Origin of the sequence: Meiothermus rufus DSM 22234, from assembly GCF_000423425.1 — a bacterium.
GTDB classification, from domain to species: Bacteria; Deinococcota; Deinococci; order Deinococcales; family Thermaceae; genus Meiothermus; species Meiothermus rufus.
Genome location: NZ_AUHY01000076.1, coordinates 1 through 11071, shown reverse-complemented (window position 1 = coordinate 11071; position 11071 = coordinate 1). Strand labels below are relative to the sequence as shown.

Sequence of the window (11071 nt, the reverse complement as noted above, 5' to 3'; positions counted from 1 at the left end):
TTCCTTTGCCGGTAGAGTCCCGAGGCTTTTTTTAGGACCTCCAGCTCCAGGGCCATCTGGCCGACCAAGCGTTCCAGTTCGCGGACGCGGGCCTCTTGTTCTGCGCAGCTATGGGAGAAGGCGGCATGGGCGTTATCCAAGAACGCCCGTTGCCACCTGTAGAGCACGGACTCTGCGACCTCGTGAGCTCGGCAGGCTTCGGCCACGGTCCTTTGACCCGACAAGACCTCCAACACAATTTTTACCTTTTCCTTCGCTGACCACCTGCGCATCTCGCTACCCCTTCAGGCTACACCCCTCGGTCTCTCTCTTGGGGTGGTCCAAATTTGGGGCAGCACTTCAAGTCGGCCCCCCAGTCTCACATGTGTTGACCGATTACAACTGATTTCAGTAAATACTGAGTACAGTAACTACTGATCTACTGAATTACTGAATGCAGTAATTCAGTAAGTCAGTAATGCAGTAAGTGCGGAGGTTCCGGGGATGGCATTCGTGGGCAGACAGCAGGAAGGGCGTGCACTCCTCCTTTCGGTGCGCGCCGGGCGCGGGGTGGTGCTGGCGGCCCCGCCGGGCTACGGCAAGAGCGCCCTGCTCGAGGAGGTGCGCCCCGCCCTCGAGGCCTGGAGCGCGGTGGTCTGGTGCGACAAGCTCGCGCCCTTCGGGGCCTTCCTCAAGGACCTCTTCCGGGGGCTGAGGTAGGGGTCCCCCCAGGCCACCACGGGGCACAGCGCGCTCAGCGGGGCCAGCGCCGGCGCGGCCCCCGCCAGGGGCAGCCGGTAAAGCCGGCGGGCGGCGTCCTCGAGGAGGGGAAGGGGGGGAGGGGGGCGCGCATAAGCACAGTGTAGCCGCCCCGGCGTCACCGCCCCCACCCCGACGCCGGTGACGCCGGACGCGCCGGGTATCCTTAAGGCAGCACGGGCCGGGACACCCGCCGAAGGTAGCAGCGCCCTGCTCAGCAGCTTCGACGCAAAACCCGCGCGCCCCCCACCCCGAACCGTTGACGGTCCCGCCACCCCCGTACTACCCTCCCGGCCATGGAGAACGCCGAGAAGGTCGTCATCGGCCGGGGCCTCGAGGCCCTTGAGGCCTGGCGCCGCGCCGGGCGGCTGGGGGAGGAGGAGGACCCGCGGGTGCTCCCCCACCCCGAGCCCGCCGACGTCGACGGGCGCGAGGTGCTGGGCGAGGTGCCGCTGCCCCTGGCCGCACACGCCCGCCTGGTGCGGTGCCTGGGCCCGGCCGAGGGGGAGGAGGCCGGGCAGGTGCGCAGCTACGTGGTGCTCGACCACGAGCGCCTCGAGCGCGAGGCCGAGCGGCTGGCCCTGACCTACGCGCAGGCCCGCGCGGCGCTGTGGAAGAATGGGCAGCCCCTCTCCCTCGGCACCCCCTCCCTCGCGGAGGCCGCCGCCGGCCAGGTGCTGCACCAGGTTGCCGTAGGGCCCAGTGGGTGGCCGTGCACCAGGCCATCGACGCCAGGGACGTGGAGCAGCTGCACCGGCTGCTGCGGGCCGGGGCCCCGATGGAGGCCCCGGCGGCCGGGGGGGAGAGCCCCCTGCACCACGCCGCGGCGGGGGGCGAGGCCCGGGCCGCGCGGGCGCTGCTGAAGGGGTGGGCCGACCCCGACGCCGCCGACATCGGAGGCCGCACCCCGCTGCACTGGGCGGCCCTCGAGGGGCAGAAGGAAGCGGCGCAGGCCCTGCTGGAGGGAGGGGCCGACCCCCGCCGCCCCGACGTCGACGGCGTGACCCCCGAGGACCTGGCCCGCGCGCGGGGCCTCGAGCTGGGGCCGGAGCCGGCCCGGGCACAGGCCACCCCTGCCGCCCCCGCAGCGGAGCGAGGCGGCCTCGAGCTGTGAGCCCAGGGGCCTAGGGGCGGCCCGCCCCGGCCTCGAGGGCGTACGCCAGCAGCACGAGCAGCCCCACCAGGGCCAGCACCGCCAGGCAGAGGGTGCGCTAGACCTCCTCGAGCCGGCGCGCGAACTCCCGCCGCAGGCGGGAGGCCTCCAGGGCCAAAGCCTCCCGCAGGGCCTCCCCCTCCCCTCCCCCCTCGCCCGCAGGCCCCGGCGCCGGGGTGAGGCGGCGCTCGAGGCGCGCCTGCGCCTGCAACAGCAGCAACTGCTGGCGCTCGAGCGCCTCCAGGCGGCGCTCGAGGTCGGCCAGGCGGTCGTGGGGGGCGCGGGGCGGGGCCGCAGTCGTGGGCTCGTGCTCCATGGCCCCCATGCTAGCGGGGGGCGGCGGGGGGAGGGGGTGCGGCTCCACACCCCCGTTATAGCGGGGTCGGGCGGCGGGCCGGGGGGCGGAGGGCGGCGGCCAGAGCGGGGTCAGGCCCCCGCCTCCCAGGGGTTGAGCAGCCGAACGGGCAGGCCCCGGAAGTGGCCGGTGTTGCGGCTGACCAGGGTGAGGCCGTGGCGCAGGGCGGTGGCCGCCAGCAGGGCGTCCAGGGGGGAAAGGGGGCGGCCCTGGTTCAGGGCCTCGCCGGTGAGGGCGCCCCACGTCTCCATGACCCCCGTGTCCAGGGGCAGAATCTGCCCGGCGAAGCGCCGCTTGAGGTCTTCGATCCAGCCTTCCAGGACAGCTCGGCGCGGCTCGGGGGCGCGGACGGCCCCCTGCACCAGCTCGCCCAAGGTGAGAGCGGAAAGGTAGGCTTCCCGCACGGAGAGCCCTTTCAGCCAGGCCGTAACCCTGGGGTCGGGCTGACGCTTGGCCGCCTCGGAGACCACGTTGGTGTCGAGCAGGTAGCTCAAAAGCCCACCTCCCGGTAGCCTGCGCGCGACCGGTCGGAGAGGGCCTCGGCCTCCTCGTCGGAGAGGGGCTCCGGCGGGCGGAGGGCCTCGAGCAGGGGGGTATCCTCGCCGCGAAGGCGGGTGTAGGTCGCCCAGTCCAGCACCACCACCGCGGGCCGGCCCCGCCGGGTCACGGTCTGGGCCTCGCCCTTCAGGGCCTGCTCCACCACCTCGGAGAAGCGGGCCTTGGCCTCCTGAAGCTGCCAGCTGCGTTTCACCCCATCAGTCTAGTCTGACTAGATTGGTTGGTCAAGCCGGACCTCCCCGTGGGGGGAAAGAGGCCCTCGGGCGGGAGGCGGGAGCGGGCTTCGCGGCCAGCGGGGGGCGGCATGGCCTCCACCGGCCGGGCGGGAGGGGTTGGGGGTGCTCGAGGCCCCCCCCTTCAGGCCTCCTCCAACGCCTGCTCCAGCCGCTCGCGCAGCCGGGCCACCTCCCCCCGCAGCCCGCCCAGCCCCAGCAGCACCGCCCCCGCCAGCCCCCCCAGCGTGAGCTGGGCCAGCGCCCCCTGCCGCACGGCGGCCAGGGCCTCCTGCCGCGGCAGCGAGCCCTCGGGCAGGGCCCGGGCCGTGGGGGTGAGGTGGCGGTCGGGGAGGGCCAGGGGGGGCAGGGCCAGCAGGGCCACCCCCAAGGCCAGCGACCCCAGGATCTTCAGCAGCAGCGCCTCGAGCTTGCCCAGGTTTCCCATGCCCGCTCACCTCCCCGCGTAGGGGTCGAGCTCGGCGGGGAGCTCGTAGGGGGTGTTGAAGTCGTCGAAGTCGTTCTCCTCGGGCAGAAAACCGGGGAAGTTGAAGCCCTCGGGCATCGGCTCCACCACCCAGTCCGCCGGGCGGTAGCCCTCGCACACCAGCCGCCCCCCCCTCCAGCCGCAGGGCGATGGGCTCCTTGGGGTAGATGCGCACCCAGCGGCCGTAGAGGGGGTGCCACTCCGCGCGCCAGGAGGCGTAGATCACGACCCTCAGCGGGCCGTCGGCGGGGGCGACGGCGAAGAACCCGGCGACGGAGTCCGCGTGGGCCCTGGCGGCGGAGTACTTCCCGTTGGTGTACTCGATGAAGGCGGGGTCGCCGACGTCGCCCTCGTAGCCGTAGTACAGCGCGGGGGGGCTCTCGGGGGCCACCGGGGGGTAGTCGGGGTTCCAGTTGCCCGGCTCGACGCCCCACGGCCAGCCCACCCCCGGCTGCAGGCAGAAGGCCCGCGGCGGCCAGATGGGGGTGGGGGGCAGGGGGCGGTCCTTGAGGTAGAACCCCGTGTCGGTCCTGGAGTCGGCCACGTACTCGAAGGGCAGGTCGGCCTCCTCCACCGCCTGGGTCTTGAGCTCGCCGAGCACCCGGAACTCGGGGGAGCCCCCCGCAGCCCGCCCAGCCCCGCCTCCACCCAGCCCCGCACCCACCGCCCGTCGCGCGCGCGCTTGAGGTAGACCTCCACCGCCCCCCGCTCGGGGGCGCTCATGCAGTCGGGCCCCCCGCCCCAGGCCTCGCCCACGAAGCCGGGGTCGTAGAGGTAGCTGCGGCCCCAGAAGCGCAGGACCATGACCCCCCGCTCCCCCCAGATGTGGACGCCCAGGAAGCCCCGGCCGCCGCAGCTCACCTCCAGCCGGGTGACGCCGGAGGGGTCGGGCGGGGGCGGGGAGTCCTTCTGGTCGCAGCCCGCCAGCAGCGGCAGGCCGAGCGCCAGGGCGAGGAGGGGGCGGCAGGGGCGCAAAGACCGAAGGAAGGACTTGAGCATCATGGGCACCATTCTAGCCACCTCAGGATGAGAGCCCGGCCCGGGCCAGCAGCACCCAGTACGAGGCCAGCAGGCCCAGCCCGGCCAGGGCCTTGTCGCGCCGGCCCCCCCGGCGCAGGGCCAGCCCCGCCGCCAGCAGGGCCGGGGGCAGCGCCACCAGCAGGGCCAGGCCGGGGAGGAAGGAGGCCCCCGCCGCCGCCAGCCCCGCCGCCAGGCCCAAAGCTCCGGGGAAAGGCGGGCGGGCGCGGGGGCGCCCCACTCGTAGCCCCAGTCGTAGCCGGGGAAGGGGTAGAGCAGGGCCCCCAGGGCGTCGGCGCGCTCCTGGTGGGCCGGGAGGTGGGCGTTGAGCAGCAGCAGGTTGCCCGCCAGGGCGGCCTCCGCCGCGGCCAGCGAGAAGGTCTCGGTGCGGCTGGGCGAGGCGAAGAGGTCGGCCAGCCGCAGCAGCTCGAGCACCTCCGCGCGCTCCAGGCGCGCCGCCCCCAGCGCCTCGGAGGTGAAGATGACCTCCTCCCCCGCCGCCAGCCCCGCCGCCCCGGCCAGCCGGGCCAGCACGGCGCGGGCCAGCGGGGGCGGGACGGCCTCGGCCTCGCGGGCCCTGTCGGCGTCGATGGCGGCGTGGGCGTCGTGGGGGTCTTCGTAGGTGTGCACGCGGGCTCCTCCTGGGGGTTGGGTTCTTCGGGGGTTGCCCCCGGCCTGGGTTGGGTTCTTCCGAATTATCTCCAAGGCCGGGGTGTTTTAAAGCGATCCGCACCACTCTTGCCGGCGCCTCCCCCACCCCAGCGCCTTGCGGCGGTCGGGCGGCCGTAGGGCAGCGCGCCGCAGAGGCGGTCACGGCGGGCGGCCATGACGCCCACCCGTGCGCACGACCCGGTGGCGGTGACGAAGGGAGTGGCGCCGGCCTGGGGGCTCCCGGAGCTGCAGGCGGTGGAAGCCAGGCGCGGCTGGGGTCGCGCCTCGCGGCGAGCCTCCCCCGACCCCGCTGTACCTGTGCCTCGAGGGCGTCGAGGTCGGGCCCGGCGGCCGGGGTGTCCGGGGTTGTGTAGAATGGCTACGAGGTGATCGGGTGTTGAACGCGGGGAAGTGGCCGCCGGCCGGGCACACCCGGGGGACCGCGGAGGGCGGGTGACCTGGGGCCGGGGGGCCTCGAGGTGGCTGCGGCCGCTCTGGAGGCTGGTGCGCTTCCTGTCGTCGCTCCGGGGCTTCCTGCTCCTGTGCGCCCTGGCGCTGCTGGCCGCGCTGGCGCTCGAGCTCGCCAACCGGCCCGTCGTCGCCCAGCTCCGGGGCGAGGCCCACCCCGTCAGCGGTTCGCCTACCGCGCTCAGCCCGGCCGACAAGGCCTACCTCCGCCGGCTGGTCGGGAACGCGCGGGTGGTGGGGCTGGGCGAGGGGTCGCACGGCAGCAAGGAGATCTTCGAGTACAAGGCCTCCATCATCCGCTTCCTGGTCGAGGAGATGGGCTTCAGCGTGCTGGGGATGGAGGCGCCTGACGACCCCGTCGCCAACGGCATCGTCCAGGCCGGCCTGCCCGACGCGGGCGAGCTGGCGGCGCGGAACATGTTCCCCGGCACCCGGGAGCTCGCCGGGCTGCTGGGGTGGATGGCCCGCTACCGCCAGCAGCACCCCGACCGCCCCCTCGACCTCTTCGGCTTCGACGCGGCCTTCGATCAGCCCAGCTGGATTCCACGGTTCATCATCCTGGACGACGGCACCCGGGACCGGCTCATGGCCGAGACCATCATCACGGTGCTGGAGAAGGAGTACCCCGGACGCAAGGCCGTCCTCTGGGCGCACAACGGCCACGTCGCCTTCCCCGAGCGGGCCATCTACCCCTTGATGGGCTGGTACCTGCGTCAGCGCTACGGCGGCGGCTACTTCGCCCTGGCTACCACCTTCTACTCCGGGCGGGTGCTGGCCATGTGGCCCCAACTACCCGGGGTCGGCAGGGAGCGGGTGGCCATGCCCATCTTCCCCACCCTCCCCGGCACCGCCGACTCCGCTTTCCACCGGGCCTTCGGCGGGGACTTCCTGCTCGACCTGCGCGCCGTCCGGCCTGACAGCCCGCTGGGGCGCTGGCTGCGGCGGCCCCAGCTCATCAAGGCCATCGGGTCGAGTTACGTTCCTCTCCTGCTCGGCTCGAGCCCGGCCACCCTCCCCGACTACTTCGACGCCCTGCTCTTCGTCGACAAGACCACCGCGGCCGAGCCCCTACGGTGAAGCAGCAAGCAGGGCCGTGGGCGAGTGGGAAAGTTCGGTACCGGGGTACCACGCCAGGGAATGGGTGACCGCACGGCGCAGGTGTGCCAGAAGAACTTGCAGCGGGGTGGGCGTCCTGCCCTGCCCCTCCGCCACGACCTACCCCAGGGAGTGGAGGCCGAGGCTCGAGCCTCCGATTCCGGCGTCCCTACCCCCCAAAACCTCCACCTAGCCCGGTTCCAACCCTGGGCCCCTCCGCGGAGGGGCCTTGCTTTTCGTTTTATGCGGTCGGCGGTCTCGAGCCCGTCCTGGACAGCGTTTTTATCTGGGATAGGTCCAGAAATCGATAACTCGGACCCAATCCTGATAACAGTAAAGCCGTGGAGAGATCGGTGGGGGTTCGAGGGGCAGCTCGGGGGCAGTGGGCAGAGGGCGGATAGCTCGAGGCCACCCCCTGACCACTGTCCGGCACCCGGCTCGACGGCCTCGAGGCGAAAACCCCCAAACCTCAAAACCCCACAGGGGGTTCGGGGTGTCCAACAGGCGGCGAGCGCCCGGTTCCTATACCGGCGTACAGACAGTGCCCGAGGCAGGATCGGCCCCGGGTGTAACCCCACAGCTTAGTAGGGGGCCAGGCCCTTCCCTGGGGTGCTTAAGAATTTTTATGGAAATCGGCATTTCCATAAACTTATGCTAGGATGGCCGCATGGACGATCCCCTGCTGGGACGGGCAGAGCCCACACACCGGGTGGACCCCCTCCCCCGCCCTGCCCCCCTCGACCCGGCGCTGGAGGAGCGCCTGGAGGCCTTCGCCCGCTACCTACGCCTGGAGAAGGGCCACGCCCCCCGGGGCGTGGAGAAGTACCTGCGCGACGTGCGGGCCTGGCACCGTTTCCTCGAGCGGCGCGGCCTGGGGGAGACCCCCGAGGCGGTGCGGGCCCTGCTGGAGGAGCGCTCCCCCGGGCCGAGGCGGGCGCGGGCCCTGCTGGCGGCCCTGCGCACCTACTGCCGCTGGCGCCGGCGGGTGCGCGGCGAGGCGGTCGAGGACGTGACCGAGCCCGTCGCCCGCCCCAGGGCCGGCGCCCGGCTGGCGGTGCACCCCGAGCGCGCCGAGCTCGCGCGCTTCCTCGAGGCCCTGCAGGGCGAGCCCGAGGAGGGCCTGCTGCGCCGGCTGGCCCTGTTCCTCTACGGCACCGGGCTGCGCATCTCCGAGGCGCTCTCCCTCCGCCGGCGCGACCTGGTGACGGAGGGCAGATTCCCTTCGGGACCGGCGGACGCCGGTACGCCTGAGGGCGGGGCCCCGGCGGCGGTGCGGGTGGTGGGCAAGGGCGACAAGGAGCGCCTGGTCCCCCTCTCCCCCGCCGCGCGGCGGGCGCTGGCGGGCTGCGGGGCCGACCGCCTCTTCGTCTTCGAGGCCCGGGGGCCGGGCCGGCGGGTGGGCAAGGTCCCCACCGCCACCTGGGTGCTGCTGCGCTTCCGGGCGGCGGCCGTGCGGGCCGGGCTGGACCCCCGGCGCTTCACCCCCCACAAGTTCCGCCACGCCTTCGGCACCGCCCTGGTCGAGGAGGGGGTGCCGGTGGACGCGGTCAAGGAGCTGCTGGGCCACGCCTCGATCGCCACCACCCAGGTCTACCTCCACGCCTCCGCCCGCCGCCTGCGGCAGGCCGTGCAGAAGCTGCCCGAGGTGGGGCCGGGCCAGGACGAAGGGTGAGCGGGCCGGGGGGAGGCACTGGAGGCTGCCTTGCGCGGGAAGGCCCCGCCCGAAGAACCCCTGGCTCCCCCGCTGCAGACGTGGGGCTAAGGCCCGGCACCTCCCGCGGCGGGACACGCCGTTGCGCCCACGTTGCGCCCGGCGCGTAGGGTGGGAGTGTGCAGGCCTCCACGCTGTGCCTCCAGGGCGGGGCCTGCACCTGCTTATGCTCCTGCCCGGGGCGCTCGCCACTCCGAGAGCTCCGCAGCCCTGGCGCCGGTGCTGTTGTAGGTCGGCTTTACAAGAACCAGTACACGAGGGTGTCGTAGAGCCCTGCCACGACCAGGACGACCCCGCCGGCGAGGTTCAGCCGGCGCCCGCCGCGGCGCATCTCGCCCAGCACCTCGCCTTTGGGCTTGCCCCGGTCGAGCAGGGCCAGGATGAGCAGCACCGGCACGGCCGTGCCCAGGGCGAAGAGGGCCGGGAACACCAGCCCCGCCCTCGAGGCCACCGCCGCGGGCAGCATCGCCCCGAAGAACAGGAAGAACATGGTGGGGCAGAAGGCCAGCCCGAAAGCCGCGCCCAGGGTGAAAGCGCCGAGACTGCCGCCCCTGGCCCGGGCCCAGTCTCCCAGCCGGCCCGGCCCCAGGCTCGGGCCCGGCAGGCGGATCAGCCCCAGCAGCAGGAAGCCCATCAGCACCATCAGCGGCCCCAGCACCCGGCGGACGCCGGTGAAGAGCGCCCCGGGCGCGGTGAAAGTGCCCCCGAAGACCCAGACTGCGACACCTGCCAGCGCCAGGTAGACCAGCGCCTTGCCCAGCAAGAACCAGCCCACCCGCTTCCAGGCCGAACCCTGGGCCTCGAGCGCGTCCCGGGCCAACCAGGAGAGGGCGGCGGCATTGGTGGAAAGCTGGCAGGGGGCGAGGGCCCCCAGCAAGCCCAGCAGGAACGCGCTCAACAGGGGGATCCCCAGCCCGAGCCGCAGGGTGTTGATGGGTTCGGCCAGCCAGGCGTAGGGCTGGCTGGCCAGGGCATAGAGGCTCGGGGCCAGCGCCGCCAGCGGCGCGCCGAACAGCACCAGGGCCAGCCCCAACCCCGCCAGCAGCCCCCAACCCAGATAAGGCGCCACCGCCGCGGGGTTTCCCGGGTTCGAACCCCCCAGGGTCCTCGGGAACCTGCGCCCGGATTTCGGGCCGGGGGTGCTGCCGCCCGGCGGCTCAGGCGGGATCTTGGCCATGGGGTCTCCCTTTAGGTCGGCGGCCCCACCGGGCCCTGGAATTCCCCGGCCACCACCAGGACACCGTCCTCGACGCGGATCGGCAGTTGTGGAAGCGGTTTAGGGGCAACAACCAGGGCCTTCGCGCGGTCCCTCGGGTCGTACTGGGCTCCGTGGCAAGGGCAGAAGAGCAACTGCTTGTCAGCGATCCAGTTGCTCACGATGCACCCCAGGTGCGTGCAGACCCCCGAGTAGGCCACGACGCCCCCGGCGGCGTGCCTGGCGGTCTCGGCGGTGAGCGAGGTGGCCTCGAGCCGGAGCAGCAGCAGGGTGTTGGCCGGCTCCTCACCCTTGACCACCCGGGTCTGCGGGTTCATGGGATAGGCGATGACCTGGCGCTGGCCCGGCTCCAGATCGGACGCGTTGACCGGCTGCCCGGCCCTATCGCCCTGGGCGTAGACGATCAGGTCCCCCGGGGCCACGGGCTCCCGCTCCGGGGTGACCTGCTCCTGCGGAACCAGCCCGGCCCCCACGTACAGCGCGGAGAGCAGGGCGGCTCCGCCCCCCGTCGCCACAGCTGCCTGCAGGACAGCCCGGCGATGGACGTACGCTTTGAGTTCGCTCACTTCCATAGCTGACACCTCACACCACTGGGGTCGCCAGCAGGAAGCCCCACAGCCCTACCGAAAGGCCGAAGGGCGGCATGTCGGGGAAGCCCAGCGCCCCGCCGATGGGCGAGAAGATCACGACGGGGATGGTTAGGGCCAGCGAGATCAGGAAGCGCTGCAGCATGTCGTCAGGGCTGCTGTGGCCGGCGTGCTCGTCGTGGGCAGTGTGGCCCACCCCAGCGTGATCAGGCCGGATCTCAGGAGCCGTGTGCCCCATCGCGGCATGGTCGTGTACGGGGGCGGAGTGCTGGGCTAAAGCGTGGTGGCCCGTCGAAGCGGGATCGTGGCCATGCCCCTCGTGTCCGAGGCTGGGATGGCCGGGTTGGGCGGTGGAGGGCACGCAATCTCTGCAGTCGCAGTCGTAGCCTGCCTGCTTCAAGCGCTTGCGGATGGCCGCCTCGTCGGTTCGCGCGGGGTCGTAGCTGAGGTGGGCGACGGCCGTGGTCCGGTCGAGGTGGACCTGCTGGACACCCGGAAACTGTGCGAGGAAGGCCTCGACGTCCGCCAGCTCGCTGGCGTCGTAACAGTTCTAGGAGTTACGCAGTTGCAGTTGACTGAACCTGGACGGACACATGTGAGACTCTAAGCTGGGATAAAAAGAGGGGAACCAACCAAGAAAGGAGGTTCCCCAGGTGCAGTTTACCACCGTTGGCCGAGAGATATGGCAAGGCGCTAGACAAGCACAGAGGCTGGCCGAGGCCAAAGCAGGCGACCCAGAGGTCAAGGAACGTCTGCGCAAGCTCCGACTGGTCAAAGCCCTGCGTGAAAGTAAAAAGAGCTGGAAGGAGATCCAGGACCTGGT

Annotated in this window: 13 protein-coding genes and 2 pseudogenes; 5 read left to right on the top strand and 10 right to left on the bottom strand. The window is 72.6% G+C overall.

What is annotated here, in order from left to right:
- Positions 1-272 (bottom strand): annotated as a pseudogene (locus G552_RS0112140) (transposase); the annotation flags it as partial.
- A 211-nt stretch (positions 273-483) separates the two neighbouring features.
- Between G552_RS0112140 and G552_RS16045 the strand changes: the two are divergent.
- Positions 484-699: an AAA family ATPase gene (locus G552_RS16045; protein ID WP_051304278.1), complete on the top strand. Its 216-nt coding sequence runs from the start codon at positions 484-486 to the stop codon at positions 697-699.
- Between the two features lie 745 nt (positions 700-1444).
- Complete coding sequence (locus G552_RS16040; protein ID WP_051195794.1) at positions 1445-1852, top strand: ankyrin repeat domain-containing protein; 408 nt, start codon at positions 1445-1447, stop codon at positions 1850-1852.
- A gap of 97 nt (positions 1853-1949) precedes the next feature.
- On the opposite strand, the gene G552_RS0112125 is transcribed toward G552_RS16040, so the two are convergent.
- The 6 genes from G552_RS0112125 to G552_RS15880 form a co-directional block, all read right to left on the bottom strand.
- Positions 1950-2207, bottom strand: coding sequence for a hypothetical protein (locus tag G552_RS0112125; protein WP_027883279.1), 258 nt, complete (start codon positions 2205-2207; stop codon positions 1950-1952).
- Positions 2208-2317: 110 nt separating this feature from the next.
- The gene (locus tag G552_RS0112120) at positions 2318-2740 is read right to left on the bottom strand and encodes a type II toxin-antitoxin system VapC family toxin (RefSeq protein ID WP_027883278.1); all 423 of its coding nucleotides are present in this window, start codon (positions 2738-2740) and stop codon (positions 2318-2320) included.
- The gene (locus G552_RS0112115; protein WP_027883277.1) at positions 2737-2997 is read right to left on the bottom strand and encodes a type II toxin-antitoxin system Phd/YefM family antitoxin; all 261 of its coding nucleotides are present in this window, start codon (positions 2995-2997) and stop codon (positions 2737-2739) included. The genes G552_RS0112120 and G552_RS0112115 overlap by 4 nt, the downstream gene beginning before the upstream one ends.
- A gap of 164 nt (positions 2998-3161) precedes the next feature.
- Complete coding sequence (locus G552_RS16595) at positions 3162-3464, bottom strand: hypothetical protein (protein WP_027883276.1); 303 nt, start codon at positions 3462-3464, stop codon at positions 3162-3164.
- A gap of 6 nt (positions 3465-3470) precedes the next feature.
- Positions 3471-3623: a hypothetical protein gene (locus G552_RS16370; RefSeq protein ID WP_156890742.1), complete on the bottom strand. Its 153-nt coding sequence runs from the start codon at positions 3621-3623 to the stop codon at positions 3471-3473.
- A 901-nt stretch (positions 3624-4524) separates the two neighbouring features.
- Positions 4525-4761, bottom strand: a complete 237-nt coding sequence (locus tag G552_RS15880; RefSeq protein WP_027883274.1) for a hypothetical protein — start codon at positions 4759-4761, stop codon at positions 4525-4527.
- Between the two features lie 914 nt (positions 4762-5675).
- On the opposite strand from G552_RS15880, the gene G552_RS0112085 reads away from it, so the two are divergent.
- Positions 5676-6716 carry an erythromycin esterase family protein gene (locus G552_RS0112085; protein WP_156890741.1) on the top strand — a complete coding sequence of 347 codons (1041 nt, stop codon included), beginning with the start codon at positions 5676-5678 and terminating at the stop codon, positions 6714-6716.
- A 685-nt stretch (positions 6717-7401) separates the two neighbouring features.
- Positions 7402-8406, top strand: a complete 1005-nt coding sequence (locus G552_RS0112080; RefSeq protein WP_084640439.1) for a tyrosine-type recombinase/integrase — start codon at positions 7402-7404, stop codon at positions 8404-8406.
- 277 nt (positions 8407-8683) lie between these two features.
- On the opposite strand, the gene G552_RS0112075 is transcribed toward G552_RS0112080, so the two are convergent.
- From G552_RS0112075 to G552_RS0112065, 3 genes are all read right to left on the bottom strand, one after another.
- Positions 8684-9514, bottom strand: a complete 831-nt coding sequence (locus tag G552_RS0112075; RefSeq protein ID WP_027883270.1) for an urease accessory protein UreH domain-containing protein — start codon at positions 9512-9514, stop codon at positions 8684-8686.
- A 119-nt stretch (positions 9515-9633) separates the two neighbouring features.
- Complete coding sequence (locus G552_RS0112070) at positions 9634-10233, bottom strand: QcrA and Rieske domain-containing protein (RefSeq protein ID WP_027883269.1); 600 nt, start codon at positions 10231-10233, stop codon at positions 9634-9636.
- A gap of 10 nt (positions 10234-10243) precedes the next feature.
- Entirely contained in the window at positions 10244-10486 is a 243-nt protein-coding gene (locus tag G552_RS0112065; protein WP_027883268.1) for a hypothetical protein, read from the bottom strand.
- Between the two features lie 415 nt (positions 10487-10901).
- Here G552_RS0112065 and G552_RS16535 point away from each other — a divergent pair.
- Positions 10902-11071 (top strand): annotated as a pseudogene (locus G552_RS16535) (integrase core domain-containing protein); the annotation flags it as partial.

Bases quoted from the DNA above. Each gene is read 5' to 3' on its own strand.
- G552_RS16045 (WP_051304278.1), top strand. From the start codon at position 484: ATGGCATTCGTGGGCAGACAGCAGGAAGGGCGTGCACTCCTCCTTTCG.
- G552_RS0112125 (WP_027883279.1), bottom strand. From the start codon at position 2,207: ATGGAGCACGAGCCCACGACTGCGGCCCCGCCCCGCGCCCCCCACGAC.
- G552_RS0112080 (WP_084640439.1), top strand. From the start codon at position 7,402: ATGGACGATCCCCTGCTGGGACGGGCAGAGCCCACACACCGGGTGGAC.
- G552_RS16595 (WP_027883276.1), bottom strand. From the start codon at position 3,464: ATGGGAAACCTGGGCAAGCTCGAGGCGCTGCTGCTGAAGATCCTGGGG.
- G552_RS0112065 (WP_027883268.1), bottom strand. From the start codon at position 10,486: ATGGGGCACACGGCTCCTGAGATCCGGCCTGATCACGCTGGGGTGGGC.
- G552_RS0112070 (WP_027883269.1), bottom strand. From the start codon at position 10,233: ATGGAAGTGAGCGAACTCAAAGCGTACGTCCATCGCCGGGCTGTCCTG.